Source organism: Chryseobacterium sp. SIMBA_029 (assembly GCF_046535275.1).
In the GTDB taxonomy this organism is placed as follows: Bacteria; Bacteroidota; Bacteroidia; order Flavobacteriales; family Weeksellaceae; genus Chryseobacterium.
Map to the genome: position 1 here is coordinate 282,577 of NZ_JAWRXA010000007.1, position 18,444 is coordinate 301,020.

The 18,444-nt window shown below is 37.3% G+C and carries 15 protein-coding genes and 1 tRNA gene; 4 read left to right on the forward strand and 12 right to left on the reverse strand.

Going from position 1 to position 18,444, the window contains the following annotated elements; genetic code table 11:
- Positions 1 to 553: 553 nt before the first annotated feature.
- From SB679_RS14945 to thrA, 7 genes are all read right to left on the reverse strand, one after another.
- Positions 554 to 624, reverse strand: a tRNA-Cys gene (locus tag SB679_RS14945).
- A 50-nt stretch (positions 625 to 674) separates the two neighbouring features.
- Positions 675 to 1,184, reverse strand: a complete 510-nt coding sequence (locus SB679_RS14950) for an RDD family protein (protein ID WP_410703084.1) — start codon at positions 1,182 to 1,184, stop codon at positions 675 to 677.
- A gap of 25 nt (positions 1,185 to 1,209) precedes the next feature.
- A complete protein-coding gene (locus SB679_RS14955) occupies positions 1,210 to 2,574 on the reverse strand; it encodes a DUF4403 family protein (RefSeq protein ID WP_410703085.1) in 1,365 nt (454 codons plus the stop codon).
- Between the two features lie 32 nt (positions 2,575 to 2,606).
- Positions 2,607 to 2,975 carry a dihydroneopterin aldolase gene (gene folB / locus SB679_RS14960; protein ID WP_410703086.1) on the reverse strand — a complete coding sequence of 123 codons (369 nt, stop codon included), beginning with the start codon at positions 2,973 to 2,975 and terminating at the stop codon, positions 2,607 to 2,609.
- A 4-nt stretch (positions 2,976 to 2,979) separates the two neighbouring features.
- A complete protein-coding gene (gene thrC, locus SB679_RS14965; RefSeq protein ID WP_410703087.1) occupies positions 2,980 to 4,284 on the reverse strand; it encodes a threonine synthase in 1,305 nt (434 codons plus the stop codon).
- A gap of 10 nt (positions 4,285 to 4,294) precedes the next feature.
- A complete protein-coding gene (locus SB679_RS14970; protein WP_410703088.1) occupies positions 4,295 to 5,242 on the reverse strand; it encodes a homoserine kinase in 948 nt (315 codons plus the stop codon).
- A 213-nt stretch (positions 5,243 to 5,455) separates the two neighbouring features.
- Entirely contained in the window at positions 5,456 to 7,906 is a 2,451-nt protein-coding gene (gene thrA, locus SB679_RS14975) for a bifunctional aspartate kinase/homoserine dehydrogenase I (protein ID WP_410703089.1), read from the reverse strand.
- Positions 7,907 to 8,434: 528 nt separating this feature from the next.
- On the opposite strand from thrA, the gene SB679_RS14980 reads away from it, so the two are divergent.
- From SB679_RS14980 to SB679_RS14990, 3 genes are all read left to right on the forward strand, one after another.
- Entirely contained in the window at positions 8,435 to 8,605 is a 171-nt protein-coding gene (locus SB679_RS14980; protein ID WP_410703090.1) for a bacteriocin-like protein, read from the forward strand.
- 181 nt (positions 8,606 to 8,786) lie between these two features.
- Positions 8,787 to 8,972, forward strand: a complete 186-nt coding sequence (locus SB679_RS14985; protein ID WP_131368605.1) for a bacteriocin-like protein — start codon at positions 8,787 to 8,789, stop codon at positions 8,970 to 8,972.
- Between the two features lie 297 nt (positions 8,973 to 9,269).
- Entirely contained in the window at positions 9,270 to 9,479 is a 210-nt protein-coding gene (locus SB679_RS14990; protein WP_410703091.1) for a hypothetical protein, read from the forward strand.
- 38 nt (positions 9,480 to 9,517) lie between these two features.
- On the opposite strand, the gene nadA is transcribed toward SB679_RS14990, so the two are convergent.
- The 3 genes from nadA to SB679_RS15005 all read right to left on the reverse strand — a co-directional run bounded on the left by nadA (position 9,518) and on the right by SB679_RS15005 (position 12,082).
- A complete protein-coding gene (gene nadA / locus SB679_RS14995; RefSeq protein WP_410703092.1) occupies positions 9,518 to 10,537 on the reverse strand; it encodes a quinolinate synthase NadA in 1,020 nt (339 codons plus the stop codon).
- 50 nt (positions 10,538 to 10,587) lie between these two features.
- Entirely contained in the window at positions 10,588 to 11,154 is a 567-nt protein-coding gene (gene gmk / locus SB679_RS15000) for a guanylate kinase (protein ID WP_410703093.1), read from the reverse strand.
- Between the two features lie 70 nt (positions 11,155 to 11,224).
- On the reverse strand, positions 11,225 to 12,082 hold the full coding sequence (locus tag SB679_RS15005) for a YicC family protein (protein WP_034714984.1): 858 nt from the start codon (positions 12,080 to 12,082) through the stop codon (positions 11,225 to 11,227).
- A 132-nt stretch (positions 12,083 to 12,214) separates the two neighbouring features.
- Between SB679_RS15005 and miaA the strand changes: the two genes are divergently transcribed.
- The gene (gene miaA, locus SB679_RS15010; RefSeq protein ID WP_410703094.1) at positions 12,215 to 13,129 is read left to right on the forward strand and encodes a tRNA (adenosine(37)-N6)-dimethylallyltransferase MiaA; all 915 of its coding nucleotides are present in this window, start codon (positions 12,215 to 12,217) and stop codon (positions 13,127 to 13,129) included.
- Between the two features lie 456 nt (positions 13,130 to 13,585).
- Here the strand turns inward: miaA and SB679_RS15015 are convergent, their stop codons facing one another.
- Positions 13,586 to 14,998 (reverse strand): efflux transporter outer membrane subunit, encoded by a 1,413-nt coding sequence (locus tag SB679_RS15015; protein WP_410703095.1) that lies wholly within the window; start codon positions 14,996 to 14,998, stop codon positions 13,586 to 13,588.
- A gap of 221 nt (positions 14,999 to 15,219) precedes the next feature.
- Entirely contained in the window at positions 15,220 to 18,402 is a 3,183-nt protein-coding gene (locus SB679_RS15020) for an efflux RND transporter permease subunit (RefSeq protein WP_410703096.1), read from the reverse strand.
- Positions 18,403 to 18,444 lie beyond the last annotated feature (42 nt).

The window sequence follows — 18,444 nt, forward strand, 5'->3', positions numbered from 1 at the left end:
TAAATATAGAGGAATTATTGTTTTTAAACTCAATGTGGATAATTGCTGTTTGTTAAAATGTGGATAACTTTAGTATTGTTCTTGTTTACAGTTTTTTACAATATTAATAAGTTATAAAATTAAGGTTGATAACTTTATTTTTTAGAAAAAGGTGATTGTTTTATGGTGGTAGTATTCAATTTAGCAGTTTGAAGATTATTTTCGGATTCTGAATTTTAAACCGATAATCAGAGAAGTATTAAAAAAATCATAAAATATAATTTAGTAATACTATTGGCACGTTTTTTCAATGTAAGATAGCAACTCATGTTTAATTTGAGTTTTCATGGTTATTAGTTTTTATCCTCGGAGAAGTCCGGGGATTTTTTATTTCTATCAATAAGAAGTTGGATTGCTGAGGTATTAAGCTGACTATTGTGCGGTCTACAGGTTCTCGGTATAGTTTTGCGTCTGTTAATAGTTCTAGCTGTATCAATCAAAACGCAGTCAAGTATTATAATATTGTAAATTATAGGAATAAAAAAACCTCTAATCACACGATTAGAGGTTTAAGAGGTACCTAGCGGATTCGAACCGCTGTAGATGGTGTTGCAGACCACTGCCTAGCCGCTCGGCCAAAGTACCATTTTTGAAGTGTGCAAATATAACAAAAATATTGATTCAACAAAAGTTTTTTATGCAATTTCTTTTGTGCCGATGGCGTTTATATCGCTTTTTGCCTGTCTATCAGACTCATATTTTTTGATGCTGATTACTCTTGTATTGCTCCAGCTGTCGTGCCATCCATTGTATCCAAAAAAAGAAAACGGATCAAAAGGGACAAATCTGGAGATTGTTCTGATGAAATAATCCTTCAATGTAGGCTGGGTGCCATCAGTACTCAGTACTTTAGTTCCGGTAATATACTTTCCGATCGTTCTTCCTTTTGTAAAATATTCCATTAAAAAGAGATACAGAAAATAGATAAATGAAGTTAAGACAATATCCTGCGTCCTGTTCATTGCACTAAGTTTATCTGTTATATTGACAAAGAATTCAATATTAAGCAGTTCATAAATCAATACAGAGAATACTCCATATAGAAAAAACAGTAAATAGATCATAACCCTATCTATCAGCAGATTTGCAAATCTAATACCTAATGAAGCCTTATTATCTTCAACGATTTTTAAAATTTTTTTCATGGTTGTGTTTTTTAGTTTTGGAAGTTTAAAATCCGTTAACGATAAGCCTTAATGTAGCATTGGTGTCAATCACAGCTGTAATTCCTGAGGGATTCAGAAGAATGCTGCTAGGCTTTACATTGAAAACTCTTCCGGTCATCTTTAAGCCTTTGTAATATTCTTTATTGAATGATTCTTCAATACTTTTTTTAGATGTCTGCTCCAGTTCCAGCGTAGGAATTCCGTATTCATCTTCAATCATTTTCACAATTTTTCCTTTAAAGAGCAGGGTAGCGGTCTTCTGTAAGATATTTGCCGTCCTAAGATTAAATTTGGTATTAGACAATACAATTTTCTTTTTTACTTCATCATACACAGGTATTCCTGAGATAAATGCTTTTCCATTAACATAGCCTTCCGTTTCAGCCTCGATCATTACCCGGTTTTCTACGCCATATACTTTAATATCTTTGATTTTAATTTTGGAACCTCTTACATCATATTCTTTATTTAAAAACATATTTCTTGCAATGTTCGTTGCTTCTGAAAAAGGAACATTGGCTGTCGTCTGCAATATAAAATGATCTGCAAGAACAGGGGTCGCAATAAAGCTGGGTGCTGTTTTCACCGGTTGGGAAGCATCAGGTTTACTTCCTGTAAATGTTTCTGAATAAATATCAATTCCAATATTAGCATCGATTTGGTTGGCATAAAATGTAAGTGGTGTGATATTTACTCCTACAGGACTTACTTTCAGCCAGGTGTTGTATTCTTCAGAAATATTGAAGGGTTGCGAAAAAACATTCCAGGCCATTACTGCATACTGCTGGAAGTTCAGCTGGGTTGCCATTTGCTGGTCAATTGTTTTAGCAAATTTTTCCTGCTGCTCCTTAAGATTTTTTTCTACTACAGAGGTAATGGGAATTTTAATCTTTCCATAGTCCAGGACGGGTTTTGTAACCCATTTAAAACCGTTGGGTTGGGTATTGGTAGCGATCGTCCAGTTGTTTCTTAAGCTTAAAGAAGTATTAAAAGACATTACGGTTTCAAAAGTTGTATTCTGATACGTATATACTCCCAATGTCCCGATGCCTTTTTCTGCCCATATTTTTAATGGAACTTCAATCAGGAGATTCTGATTGGTGCCGCCTACCAAACGGATAGGCCTTGTTTTCCATACTTTAACCTTAAACTGGTCGTTGTTGTTGTCTGTATAAGAATCATCCTGGTAGATCAGTTCTTTTACAGAGGCATTAATCATATTACTGATTTCCGAAAGCGGAATGGTAACAGGCATTGTAATGCTTGACTTGATTTTTGGAAAATTGTAAGCTGCCAGCTGGTTGTCGATATTGGTCTGCCCGAAAATACTGACAAAACTTAATAAGAATACTATTGTAATGGCTCTCAATTCTTTATGTTTTTATATAAAAATAATACTATTTAGTGATTGGACGTAAAGCTTCGCTCCAGTTCAATACTTGCTCCTTTCATTTCTCCCTGCATCGGCGGGGATGTTTTGGTGATTTTTAGTTTGATATAACTAACCTGGGGAAAGCTGATATGAATCTTTGAAATCATTCTGCCGGCTACATGTTCCAGTAATTTTGATTTAATATTCATCTCATGATGGATAATCTCATTGATATCTGCATAGCTTATGGTATCATGCAGATCATCTGTTTCAGCAGCTTTCCATAGATCGGTGTGCAGTTCCGCATTAATAATATAATAGGTACCAATGATGTTCTCTTCCGGAAGAACACCGTGGTAGCCATATATTTTTACATCTTCAAGATATATTTTACTCATTGCCTTAATTTTTGTCAAGCAAAAATCGTTTTAATTCTTTAAAATCTGAATTAATTTCCACAGTTTTTTTCTCTCTGCTCATTAAATCTCCCAGAGAATCGGGAATCTTAATTTCGACCTGTGTTGCTTTTTCCACGGCATCGGGGAATTTCACCGGATGGGCAGTACCTAAAATAAACCCTTTTTTATCAGGATGTTGGATAAGATATTCTTCCAGAGCAGCATAGGCAACAGCAGCATGCGGGTCAAGCATATATCCATATTCCGTATACACTTTTGCAATGGTTTCCAGGGTTGTTTTATCATTAACGGAATAACCGGACACTGTTTTTTTAAGGGTGTTGAACTCATGATCAAAAAGTTCTAAGATTCTTACAAAATTACTTGGATTGCCTACATCCATGGCATTGGAAAGCGTTGCAACAGTAGGCTTGATCTCAAGATTTTTTGTTTTCAGATATTGAGGAATTACGTCATTTTGATTACAGGCTGCAATAAAATGATCGGCAGGCAGCCCCCGGAAATGAGCCAGCAGCCCGGCACAGATATTTCCAAAGTTTCCGCTTGGAACGCAGATTACGGGAACTTCTTTTTCAGATTGCTGCCACTGTTTTAAAGCAAGCAGATAATAAATTTGTTGCGGAAGCCATCTTGCCGCATTAATAGAATTGGCGGATGTTAACAGGATATGATTGTTAATTTCCTGATCTGCAAATGCCTGTTTTACCAAATTTTGACAGTCGTCAAAACTTCCGTTTACTTCCAGTGCGGTGATATTTTCACCGAGAGCGGTAAGTTGTTTTTCCTGAACTTTACTAACCCTGTTTTTGGGATACAGAATCACAACATCGATTCCCGGAGCTTTATAAAATCCATGGGCAACAGCACCACCAGTATCTCCTGAAGTAGCAGCTAATACGGTAACTTTTTTGTGTTCATCTTGTAAGAAATAGGACAGACACCGACTCATAAAACCTGCACCCACATCTTTGAAGGCGAGGGTAGGACCATGAAAAAGCTCAAGAACGGAAATTCTGTCGTTGATTTTTTTTAATGGAATATCAAACTGAATGGTTTCAGCAGTGATTTTTTTTAAAACTTCAACAGGAATCTCGTTGCCAACAAAATCTGCCATACATCGGAAGGCAATTTCTTCATCTGAAAACTGAGACAGGTTATTGATAAATTCTTTTTCAAACTGAGGTATCACTTCAGGGAAAAATAATCCCTTTTCTTTGCCCTGCCCTTTAATAGTGGCTGTTTTAAAATCAACCTGTTCGTGCCGGTCTTTTAAATTATAGTAGTTCATTAGAATGCTTTTAGTTAAGGGGGTTACTGTCTTTGGATTCATTAATGATTTCGATTCCTGTCGGATTGATTTTGGAAATGTATACAAAGCTGTCAATTTCAATTTCATCGTAAACAGCTTTCATCATTTTTGCTATATGTTGGGCAGTTTCTTCTTTTTCGGCAAGCATAAAAATCGAAGGTCCCGAACCTGATATGCCGCCTCCTAAAGCACCAAGCTGAAGGCTTTTTGTTTTGATTTCATCAAATTTTGGGATGAGAATACTTCGAACCGGTTCTATGATCACATCATTCAGGCTTCTTCCGATCAGGGCATGATCATTTTTTTCTATTCCTGCTACCAAACCGGCAATGTTCCCCCATTGTTTAACGGCATCTTTGAGTAAAATACTTTTTTTCAATATTTGTCTGGCGTCAGAAGTTTTCACCTCAACCTGAGGGTGAACGGCTGCCACAAATAAATCCGGAGACTGTAACGGGATAATATCTATGGGATCTGAAGATTTTACCAGCGCAATACCTCCATAAATACACGGTGCAATATTGTCTGCATGCCGGACTCCGGATGCGAGCTCTTCCCCAAACATGGCAAAATGTACAATTTCTTCCTTAGACAACCTGTTTCCTAACAATATATTGGCTCCAAAGGCGGCTCCGGCGGCACTTGCCGCACTGGAGCCGAGCCCGCTTCCGGGCTTAATGTTTTTATGGATAATGACCTCAAAACCATGCTTGAGATCAAACTCTTCCTGAATTTTTAATAAGACAACTCCGGCAACATTTTTTGAAGCTTCTTCGGGAAGTCCATAATGATCCGTATGTTTGATGATGATCTCCGAACTTTCTGATATGCGGATTTCCATTTCATCATAAGGTTCATGAACGGCCATTCCTAAAATGTCAAAACCACATACAAGATTGGCAACCGTAGCAGGAACTTTTATTTTTATTTTTTTCATATTTTTTAGGTATAATGATTATTTTTCATCATCAATTTGTTTACATTTTTTATTTTAGGATTCATCTGTGTAAATCTGAGAAATCTGTGGTTGTAAAATGTTAAACCACTTTAGTATTTTAATTTTCAACAGGTTTCCATCTTATTTTTAATAGTAATGTGATGATTATAAATAAGATGTCTAAAATCTAATTATGTAACATCTGCTATTTCCTTAAACCGCACGCACAATATCTGCAAAGACCCCACTTGCGGTAACGTCAGCTCCGGCTCCGGCTCCTTTCACAACCAGTGGCTGTTCCGAATATCGTAAAGTTTTAAAAATAACAATATTATCTTTTCCGTAAAGGTGGTAAAGATCGTCTTCAGGTGCAATGTGCTGTAAGCCGACCTGTGCTTTGCCCTGGCTGAAGGTGGCCACATATTTCAGTATTTTATTCCCTTTTTTCGCTTCTGCTACCAGGTTTTTAAAATGATCTTCATATTTCAGCAACATTTGGTAAAAGTTATCTACATCTCCCTGCATACACTCTTCCGGAAGAAAACCAATATTTTCAATTTGGTCAAATTCCAACGGATATCCGGCTTCACGGGCAAGTATCAAAATTTTTCGGGCAACATCTGTACCTGCGAGGTCCAGCCTTGGGTCAGGTTCTGTATATCCTTCTTTCTGTGCCTGGGCTACCACTTCCGAAAATGGAATGCTTCCATCATAATTATTGAAAACAAAATTCAACGTGCCGCTTAAAACAGCTTGTATCGATGTAATTTTATCCCCGCTTCTGATCAGATCATTAATGGTTCCTATAATGGGAAGACCGGCTCCTACATTTGTTTCGAAGAAAAATTTACAGCTATGATTCTTAGCCGTATTTTTAAGACTTTGGTATTTTTCAAAATCTGATGACGCGGCAATTTTATTACAGGCCACGATGTTGACACTTTTTTTCAGAAGACTGTCATAGATTTTCGGAATTTCTGCACTGGCAGTTACATCTACAAAAACAGAGTTTCGAAGATTGCGGGAAATAATTTCTTCAGCAAATTTTCCTATAGACGCTTTTTCACCATTTTTGAGATGCCTCAGACATTCATCTTTAGAAATTCCTGGTTCCGGAAAGCACATATTCCTACTGTTGGAAAGTCCTGCAATGCGGAGGTTAATCAACATATGTTCTTTAAGATATTCATTCTGTTCATAGATCTGCTGAATAAGTTTATGACCTACATTTCCAATTCCGCAGAGGTAGAGATGGACCTGTTTTATTTCAGATTCAAAAAATTCTTCATGAAGAACGTTGACCGCTTTTTTGATATCTTTTTCTGAAATAACAATGCTGATATTTTTTTCTGATGAACCCTGGGCAATTGCTCTTATGTTGATACCGTTATTTCCAAGACAGCCGAACATTTTTGCACTCACACCGCTTCTGTTTTTCATATTTTCCCCTACAAGCGCTACGATTGAAAGACCGGTTTCTATTTTTACAGGAGCGATTCTCTTCAGTTTCACATCGTCCGCAAAAGAAGAATTCACTGCTGTTTCTGCGTGCACAACATCATTTTCATGGATGGCAAGGGTAATGGAATGTTCCGAAGAGCTTTGTGTAATGAGCACTACATTAATTTTTTCCAAACTCAGGCATTGAAATAATCGTGCTGAAATACCGGGAATTCCTACCATTCCACTGCCTTCAAGAGTTAACAGGGCAATATGGCTCATGTTGGAAATTCCTACCGCAACCGGACTGTTTTCTGAATCTGAAGCATTGATATTGTGAGTAATCAATGTTCCTGCAGCTTTAGGATCAAAGGTGTTTTTTATCCTAAGGTCTATGTTTTTTATCATAACCGGCTGGATGGTTGGTGGATAGAGAACTTTAGCTCCAAAATGAGATAGTTCCATGGCTTCATGATACGAAATTTCGGGGATAGGCTTTGCATTAGATACCAATCTTGGATCTGCTGTCATCATACCGCTTACATCTGTCCATATTTGAAGTTCGTCAGCATCTAAAGCCGCTGCCATAATAGAAGATGTGTAATCTGATCCCCCTCTCCCAAGCGTAGTTATATTTCCTTTTCCATCTTTCGCAATGAAACCGGGAACGATTATAATACGGTTCTGATGTTCTTTACAATAGTTTTCTATATTTTTTTCTGTTATTTCAAGATCTACTTTGGCGTTAGTAAAAGTGCTGTCTGTAAGAATATGATCCATTGCATTCATCCAAATGACATCCAGCCCTTCATACTGCAATCTGGCAGCAATTATATTGGAAGAAAGAAATTCGCCGTAAGAAGTGATCTTATCTTTAATTCTGTTTGTGAATTCTCCTAAGACAAAAATGCTGTTGCAGAGGTCTTCGATGTCATTGAAATGTTTTTTAACAAAACTCAGCCATGCGCTTTGATCTAATACCGGGATCAATTCTTTTACGAGATTAAGATGCTTCTCTTCAAGTTCTTTGATAAGCTGGATATAGCGTTCATCTTGATGAGAAGCGTAGTTTGCGGCTTTGATTAACGAATCTGTTGTGCCCTGTAGTGCAGAAACGACGACGATGATTTTGTTTTGTAAAGATTCTTTTTTTATAATGTTTTCTGCCTGCAGGATGTTGTGTGCATGGGCAACGGAAGAGCCTCCGAATTTTAGGATTTTCATCACTTATTTTTTTAGGTTATGATCAATTGAAATAATTACTCTTTAAAAAAAGAGCAGGAGTACCTGAAATAATATGTGAAAATATACCCCTTATGGGGTAGTGGTTGTAGTCGTAATGGAAACAGAAGATACTCCGGAAGCAGAAAGCTTCGGTGCAGAAATATCAGATATGTTTCTTAAATAATTCATTATTATGGAACAAATGTAGAGATTATTTTGGATAACAGGTCTTTTTTTTAGACTTTAACATTTCTTTTTCAACTGAGAAAAGAAAATATAACCTCAATTTATCCTACCAGCCGAGGTTGTGTTATGTAGTATAAACCAATGAAAATGTTGTTAATCAATATTTCGTATTGTTAAAAATTACAGAAATACAGAGAATATTCGCACTTACTCAATAATCATCTACACTTGCTAAATTTAGCTTTGTTTTATGATTTCCTAATTCCATTTTTGAATTTCATATTCTATCATGAGCGGTATCCGAAAAGCTTAAGAGTAGGAATCATTAAACCCAATACATCTATGAAAAATTTAAAAAAACTTTCAAGAGAGGAACAAAAAAGTATAAGCGGTGGATTTACTCCATTCCAGATTGAAACTTGTGGCGGTTCAGCTTATGTCTGTTTTCAAAAGAATGGGGCATGGGGATGCTGGCTTCATCCGGGAGGTATATGTTATCCTCCGATGTTATAATTGAAGCAAACAAATATCCGTTTAGCAGATTCAGATTATGATGAGTATTTCACTTTTATAATCTTTGTGAAAAGACCACTATTTTAAGGTGGTTTTTTACATTATTTCTTTTTATGGTGATTAATTTAAGTTTCAAATAGAATATTTGTTATATTTATAAACTAAACTATATCAAATTATTATGAAAAATCTAAAAAAATTAAACAGAGACAATTTGAAATCAGTAAATGGTGGGGGAACTTGTAATTATGTATGTCCTCCGGGACCTTACGGGCCGGGCTTTCCGAAATCATGTGCAGATTATGATGCGCTGCCAACATGTTGCAAGTCTAAGGTTTTATTGAGCTACGAATGTTCTCTTGACTAAAATATAAAACACTGTTTTTACAGTGTTTTTGTTTTATTAATTCTTCTAATGATACTTTTACCTCTACTAAACTAAATTACCATGAAAAATTTAAAAAAATTGAACAGAGAAGACCTGCGATTACTTAACGGTTGTTTATTGGTTGATTGCCAGAGAGATCTTGATTGTGGGCCTACGGGCTGTGCATGGTGTACAGATCTCAGAGGACGCAGGGTTTGTCTATACTTGTATGATCCGCTAGCGTGTCCGATTCTTACTCAATAATCAACTCAAATAGTAAAATACAATAAAACAGCCATGAAAAACATAAAAAAATTAAACAGAAGAGACTTAGAACAGCTTAATGGAGCAGGAGCTTCCAGTTGTAACGGTTGTCCTACCCATCTGATTTTCGGACCCGGATCACCTAATGATCCATCGTGCGAAGCCTATTGGAATCTGCCGCAGACTTGCAGAATGTGCGTTGTAGTAAGTATGGATTGTTTTGTCCCGATTACAGCAATCTGAGAATAAAAAAGCACTGTCTCAGACAGTGCTTTTTTTATTTATTTTATACTCTTCGAAAGATCGAGCATTGCCTCAATCGGCTTTAATGCTTTCAGACGAAGTTCTTCTTCGATAATAATTTCAGGAAGTTCGTATTTCATACACAAATACAATTTTTCCATGGTATTACGTTTCATGTAGAAACATTCTGAACAGTTACAGCTTTCGTCAAAAACTAAAGCCGGAATCAACTGCTTATGCGGTGCACGTTTTCTCATTTCGTGAAGAATTCCTTCTTCGGTAGCAATGATAAATGTCTGGCAGTCGTCTTTTTCTACATAATCCAGAAGGGCAGAAGTAGAGCCTATAAAATGAGCCAGCTTTAAAACGGCTTCCTCACTTTCAGGGTGAGCAATCATTTTTGCATTAGGATTGTCAGCTAATTGCTGGGCAATTCTCTCCATAGAAAAAGCTTCGTGAACGATGCAGCTTCCATCCCAGAGAATCATGTCACGGCCTGTTTTTTTAGACAGATATCTTCCTAAGTTTTTATCCGGGGCGAAAATAATCGGTCGGTCTTTAGGAAGAGCTTCAATAACTGTTTCTGCATTGGAGCTTGTTACGATAATATCACTTTCTGCTTTCGTTTCTGCATTGCAGTTGATGTACGTAGCAATTAAAGCATTGGGATGCTGCTCACGCATTTTTCTCAATCCTTCTCCTGAACATCCGTCAGCTAAAGAGCATCCAGCCATCGTATCAGGCAGTACTACTTTTTTTGTTGGGTTAAGGATTTTTGCAGCTTCAGCCATGAAGTGTACCCCGCAGAATACAATCATATCGGCGTTGGTATCTTTTGCCTGTCTGGCTAACTGTAGGGAATCTCCAAGGAAATCAGCAATATCCTGAATTTCTCCAGGCTGGTAGTAATGCGCTAAAATAACGGCGTTTTTTTCTTCTTTAAGCTTAAGAATAGCCTTCACAAGCTCTTCTCCTTGAGGAATCGCGATATCTTTTATATCTAAAAATCCTCTTACAGGAATCGCAGATTTTGCTTTTTCTAATGTTTCGGTACTCATATCAACCTCAATGTTTTGTTTCTTTAAAAGTAGAAATTTTCTAAGCGTTTTTAATGACTACTGATAAAATTTTTTATTAAACTTTCTATTTCTTTTTTGGCGTCGTCCAAATCGTTATTGATGACGATCTTGTCAAATTCTCCAGCATATGAAATTTCTTCTTCTGCTTTTTCTACACGGGTTTTGATGGTTTCTGCATCATCTGTATTACGTGAAATCAATCTTCGTTCCAGTTCCTCGATAGAAGGGGGTTCAATGAAAATAGAAAGTGCTTTTTCTCCAAAGTATTTTTTTAGAGAAATACCACCTTTCACATCCACATCGAAAATGACTACTTTCCCCAGATTCCAGATTTTTTCAACCTCAGATTTTAACGTACCGTAATATTTATCAGTGTATACTTCTTCAAATTCCACAAATGCATCTTCTGCAATTTTTTGTCTGAATTCATCAGGACTTAAAAAATGATAATCTACTGAATGAATTTCGCTTCCTCTAGGTTGTCTTGTCGTACATGAAATTGAGAATTTCAGTTCTGAAAATTGTTCTAAAGAATGTTTTACCAGAGTAGTTTTTCCACTTCCCGACGGCGCCGAAAATATAATAACTTTTTCCATATAGCTGCTGGCTGACAGTTGATAGTTGCCGGTTTTTATCTATCAACAGACAACTATTAACCATCAACTTTTATAATACGTTTAGCGTTTGTTCTTTAATTTTTTCAAGATCATCTTTCATCATCACGACTAATTTCTGAATCTCGGCATGATTGGCTTTTGAACCTAATGTATTGATCTCTCTTCCGATTTCCTGAGAAATAAAACCTAATTTCTTTCCGTTGAAATCTTCATTATCCATTACTTCCTTGTAGTATTTCAAATGCTGTGTCAGTCTTACTTTTTCCTCAGAAATATCCAGTTTTTCCGTAAAATAAGCCATTTCCTGATAGAAACGGGTTTCGTCTACGTTTTCGAATTCTTTCAGAGACTTCTGGTAACGTTCTTTCACGCTGTTGATTCTCACTTCTTCAAAAGGAATGACTTCAGATAAATATCTGTCGATATTCTGAATATTCTTTTCCAGTTCTTCATGTAAGATTTTTCCTTCCGTTTTTCTGAAGTTTTCAAATTTGTCTACAGCATTGCTCACGATCTTTGCCAGCGATTCCCATTCTCCTTCTGTAAGCTCATCAGGTCTTGATGTGATGGCGTCAGGAAGACGTACTGCCATTTTAAGATACTCAAATTCAGGAGCATCGGAAGCAATGTTGCGGAGTTCGTTCATATAAGAATCAATAAGATTTTTATTGATTTTTACATCATTGGATTCTTCAAGATTCTCGATATTGATATAGCAATCTACTTTTCCACGGATAATTCTGTCGTTAAGAATTTTCCTGATTTCAAATTCCTTCTCTTTATATCGCAACGGTATCTTGATGTTTAAATCAAAGCTTTTGCTGTTCAGTGACTTAACATCTACGGTTATTTTTTTTCCTTCAAAAACATCTTCGGCTCTACCAAAGCCGGTCATTGATAAAATCATAGTTTTTTATTGTCGTACAAAGATAAACATTTAAATTAGCACTGTGAAATCGTTGTGATTTGGAAAAGACAAACAATAATGGAGATTTACGATTCCATATGACCCTTACAAAACAAATAAAATAGCCTACCTATGAAAAATTTGATTTCTGTAGTAGGACCCACCGGAATTGGAAAAACAAGACTGGCTATTGATCTTGCCAATTATTTCAAGACTGAAATTATTTCTTGTGACTCGCGTCAGTTTTTTCAGGAAATGAAAATAGGTACTGCTTCACCATCAGAAGAGGAACTTGCCGAGGCACCTCATCATTTTATTGGAAACCTTTCGGTACAGGATTATTATTCTATCGGGCAGTATGAAGAGGATGCCTTGAAAAAACTTAACGAACTTTTTGAACATCATGAAACCGTCATTCTTGTCGGTGGAAGTATGATGTATGAAAAAGCGGTGATTGAAGGATTGAATGATCTTCCCGAAGCAAATACTGAAAATCAGGAAAAATTACAGCAGATCATGGATACTGAAGGAATTGAAAAACTTCAGGAAGTATTGAAAGAACTGGACCCTGATTATTACGACGTTGTAGATTTTCACAACCATAGAAGACTTTTAAGAGCGATTGATGTCATCTGGCAGACGAATAAAAAGTATTCTGAACTGATTGCTGTTTCCCAGGATTCCAGAGATTTTAAGGTTATAAGAATTGGGATTGAAGCTTCCCGCGAAGAACTGTATGACAGAATCAACCGAAGAGTGGAGATCATGATGGAAAAAGGCCTGCTGGAGGAAGCCAAAGGTCTTGAAAAATACAAAGGGCTGACGGCTCTAAATACGGTAGGCTACGCTGAATTATTTAAGTATTTCGACGGAGAGTGGGACTTAGACTTTGCTGTTTCTGAAATTAAGAAAAACAGCCGGAGGTATGCAAAACGCCAATTGACCTGGTACCGGAAAGCGGATGATATTCATTATTTGCAATTGGGATATTCGCAACAGGATTTTGAGGATTTGATTGAATATATTCATGAGCAAACTTCACAATAATTGAAATTTTTTTAACGCAAAGATTTATTTTAATTCTGAATATCTAAAGGAGCAAAGAACTGAATCAATGAAATTGATTCTTAATAAGCCTCCTTCATAAGCGACTCTGTCACCGTACTTTGCCTCTTATAATTATTACTTTCTTATTAAAACTTTGCGTTTAAAAGATGTGAAGTTAACGATTAAGAACTTATTAAGTGGTTAAGATATTAAGTTTGGCTGCGCTTTAAGTCTTAAAAATCTATTTTATTTTTCTTACTTGAGCTTAGATTCTTAATTGTCCTTAGTGGTAGAATTGTCATTCTGACAAGGAAAAATCTTTGCACATTAAAAATAGATTCTTCACTTCACTTCGTTTCGTTCTGAATGATAAGTGGAAATAAACCTTTCTTTCAATTAAAACAAAAAAATGCGATCCCGAAAGACCGCATTCCATTAACAATATAATATAATTTACTACTTCCAGCCGCCGCCTAACGCCCGGTATAAATCTACAATGCTGCTTAATCTCTGTCTTTTTACGGATGCAAGATTAAGTTCTGCCTGTAAAGAATTTCCCTGAGCGGTAATCACTTCTAAATAATTTGCCATGCCGCCTTTATAAAGCATTTGAGCACTTTTTATACCGTCTTTCAACGTTTGAACCTGCTCTGTAGCTTTCTGTTCCTGAACTTTTAAACTTTCATTAGAAACCAAAGCATCAGAAACTTCTCCCACAGCATTTAAAACAGACTGACGGAATGCCAGTACATTTTTCTCTCTCTGAAGTTTAGCTACTGCCAAATCAGTTTTCAGCTGTCTCTTCTGAAATATTGGCTGGGTAAGTCCTCCCAATACCGATCCGAATAAAGATGCCGGAATCTGAAACCAGTTGTCTATTTTGAAAGAATTTACTCCTCCGGTAGCAGTAATTTTCAAAGCAGGATACATATTAGCCTGGGCAATCCCTACCATCGAGTTAGATTCTAACAATACCAATTCCTGCTGACGAACATCCGGACGACGGCTTACCATCGCTGCAGGAAGTCCTGTAGAAATACTTTGTGGCAAAGAGGTATCAGACATTTCGATCGTTCTGTTGATGGTATTTGGATTCTCACCGACAAGGATGCTCAACGCATTTTCCTGAATGGCGATATTCTGTTCCAGCTGAGTGATCAGCAGTTCTGTAGACTGCTTCTGTGCTGTTGCCTGCTGTACTCCCAGAGAAGTGGTATCTCCGCTATCCCACATTTTCTGCGTAATAGATAAGGTGTTGCTGCTTAATTCCAAATTGGATTTTGCAATATCCATTTGTTTGTCAAGCATCAGTAGGTTATAATATCCCTGGGCAATTGCTGCAACCACTTGTGTCTGGATTGCTTTAGTAGCTTCATACGTCTGCAGGTACTGCATTCTTGAAACCTCTTGTTGGTTTTTTATTTTACCCCAGATATCCGCTTCCCAAGATAAATTAAATGCTGCATTATAATCTTCAACATAGTCTTTTCCTAAAAATAAATTAAGACTCTGTCCGTTCATGCTGTTTTTGGAAGGCTTAGAAATTTGCGCTGAAACTCCGAAACCAACATCGGGATATTGAAGATATTTCGCTTGTTTCAGTTTTTCCTGTGAAGAAGCCACTTGCTTTAATGCGATCTGTAAATCATAATTATGAGTAATTCCCTTTTCTATCAGGTTTTGAAGAATAGGATCACTGAAAAACTGTTTCCATTCCAGGTTGGCAATACTTGCCGTATCAGCAGTGGCTGTAAACCGGAATTCCTCAGGAAGCTGTAAGTCCGGTTCCTTGTATGCAACTTTTGTTACACAAGAAACCGCAATGACAGCTAATATAGTGGTTAGAAAAATATTCTTAATTCTTTTCATAGTTTTATATAAACTTTTAATTGAATACAAAACTTTGAGAGATCTTTTATACAAAGTAGTCTTTAGTAGGAGATATGCTTTGCTTTTATGATCGCAGTTTGAATAGTTGCTGCTTTATTTTTTATTGACCACTGATTTCACAGATTTTCACAGATGACTGTAGCTATTTATGAAAGGTTTGTGGTTTAAAAATATTCTCAAAGTTTTGTAAATCATTTTTATTAATGAGCAGATGCTAAAAGTTCTTCCTGTTGTTTTTGTTTTAGCAATCTTTTATTTTTTCTGCTTGGCATTTTTTCGTGCAGGTACTGGAAGATCACATACATCACCGGAATGATGAAAACTCCGAACACCACTCCTGTAAGCATTCCTCCTACGGTACTGTACCCAATGGAATGATTACCTTGTGCAGAAGCTCCCTGAGTCCATATCAGCGGAAGCATCCCTACAATAAATGCGAAAGAGGTCATTAAGATAGGTCTTAGACGCAGTCTTGAAGCCTGAAGTGCTGATTCGATCAGTGTTTTTCCTGCTTTTCTTCTCTGAACAGCAAATTCTACAATCAGAATCGCATTTTTCGCCAAGAGTCCTACAAGCATGATCAATCCTACCTGAACGTAAATGTTATTATCGATTCCGGCTAAGCCTGTGAAAGCAAATACCCCGAAAATCCCTGTAGGAATGGTAAGGATAATCGCAAACGGAAGGATGTAACTCTCGTATTGTGCTGCTAACAGGAAGTAAACAAACAAAATACTTAACATAAAGACGAAGATAGTCTGTCCACCTGTTTTGATCTCTTCACGGGTAATCCCTGTCCATTCATAACCATAGCCTCTTGGAAGTGATTGTTTGGCTACTTCTTCTACCGCTTTAATGGCATCTCCAGTACTGTAACCCGGTTTAGGAGTTCCATTGATGGTTACTGCATTGAAGAGGTTGTTTCTTGTTACCGTTTCAGGTCCGAAACTTCTCTTTAAGGTTACCAGTGTTTTAGCAGGAACCATTTCCCCGGATTTATTTTTCACATAAATTCCTTCCAGAGAATTAATATCCGTACGGTAGGCAACGTCTGCCTGTGCCATTACTCTGTAATATTTACCAAACCTGTTGAAATCCGATACGAAACTACTTCCGTAATAAATCTGCATCGTTTGCATCAGTTCGGTTACAGAAACACCCAGCTGATTCGCTTTATCTGTATCTACATCAATAGTATATTGTGGGTTTCCGGCTGCATAGGTCGTAAATGCAAACGCAATTTCCGGACGTTTCATCAATTCTCCGATGAATGCCTGCGTGGTGGTTCCTAACTGTTCAAAAGAACCGTTAGTTTTATCCTGAAGCATAAATTCAAAACCGGAAACGTTACCAAATCCCTGAATAGTAGGGAAGTTGAAGAAGAATGCATTGGCATCTTTTACCTGGCTTACTTTACCTGTTAACGTTGCTGCAATTTCGTTGGGATCTTTCATGTCGCCACGTTTATCATAATCTTTAAGTTTGATAAAACCTGCAGAATAAGGAGAAGCGTTGGCGTTACTGATAAAGTTCATTCCATCTGCTACCCAAAGGTGATTGGTTGCCTTTTCTCCATTGATGATTTTATCAATCTGTGCAGTAGCTCTGTGGGTTCTTTCCAGTGAACTTCCCGGAGGAGTATTCACCGCATATAATACAAATCCCTGATCTTCCGTAGGAATAAATCCTGAAGGAGCTTTTTTAATTAAGAAAATACTTGCTGCGGTAATAAGGACTAAACCTCCTACAGCAACCCATTTATTTTTAATTAAAAATTTAAGACTGTAAATATATTTTTTAGTCATATTGTTGAAGCTCACATTGAAGGCATTGAAGAATCTTGCTCCAAAACCTTTTTTATGACCGTGTTCACCGTGCTCTCCCTGAGGATCATTTAAGAACATCGCACATAAAGCCGGGCTCAATGTTAACGCATTGACTGCAGAGATCAGAATCGCAATTACTAAAGTGAAGGCAAACTGTCTGTAGAAAACTCCTGCAGGTCCCTGCATGAATCCTACCGGGATAAATACCGCACACATTACCAGGGTAATGGAAATAATCGCCCCGGAAATTTCACTCATGGAATTCTGTGTTGCCTGCTCCACTGGCATTCCGGTTTGTTCCATCTTCGAATGGACAGCTTCTACCACTACAATAGCATCATCCACTACAATACCAATGGCGAGTACCAATGCAAACAAGGTTAACATATTGATACTAAATCCAAACAACTGGAGAAAGAAGAAGGTACCAATAATCGCAACAGGTACAGCAATAGCCGGAATTAAAGTAGATCTGAAATCCTGAAGGAAAATAAATACAACAATAAATACAAGAACGAATGCGATGACAAGTGTTTCCACTACCTGATGAATAGAAGCATCCAAAAAGTCTTTGGAATTGTACATGATGATCGGTTCCACTCCTTTTGGAAGAGTTGTCTTAAGCTGATCAACCTGTTTCTCAATTTCAGTTAAGATTTCGTTTGCGTTCGAACCTGCAGTTTGAAGGATGGCAAATCCGGCCACCGGTTTTCCGTCTACTCTGTTCGTTGCGGTATAGGTATAAGAACCAAATTCAACTCTTGCTACATCTTTTAATCTCAGAAATGAACCGTCACTGTTGGCTTTAATCGCGATACTTTCGTAATCTTCGCCTTTATTCAGCTTTCCTTTGTATTTAAGAATGTATTCATACGTTTCTTTACTTCCCTGTCCAAGACGTCCTGGAGCAGCTTCAAGGTTATGATCCTTAATTGCTGCAAGCACTTCCTGTGGAGAAAGGTTGTTGGCGGCTAATCTATCCGGTTTCAGCCAGATTCTCATAGAATAATCTCTTGTCCCGAATACCTGAGCCTGAGCGACTCCCGGAATACGCTGAATCTGAGGAATCACATTGATTTTAAGGTAATTCTGAAGGAACAGCTCATCATATTGTTTTGGATCATCACTCGATAATCCCATGAACATAATCATACTGTTTTGTACCTTCTGAGTGGATATTCCGGCCTGAACCACCTCCTGAGGAAGCTGGCTCATTGCCTTTGATACTCTGTTTTGTACGTTGACCGCAGCATTATCGGGATCAGATCCCTGCTTGAAAAACACACTCAGTGTCATGGTTCCGTCATTACTGGAGTTGGAAGTCATGTACGTCATGTTTTCCACTCCATTCACGGCTTCCTCAATCGGAGTTGCCACAGAACGGGCCACTACCTCAGCATTTGCTCCCGGATAAAAGGCGGTTACCTGAACACTCGGTGGAGCGATATCCGGAAAGAGGGCAATGGGTAAATTAAAGAGAGACAGTGCTCCCAATAATAAGAGTATTATGGAGATGACCGTAGAGAGTACCGGTCTTTCTATAAATTGTTTTAACATAAGAAGTTTATTTATTTAAGTCTTCTGTATTAGTAAAAATGT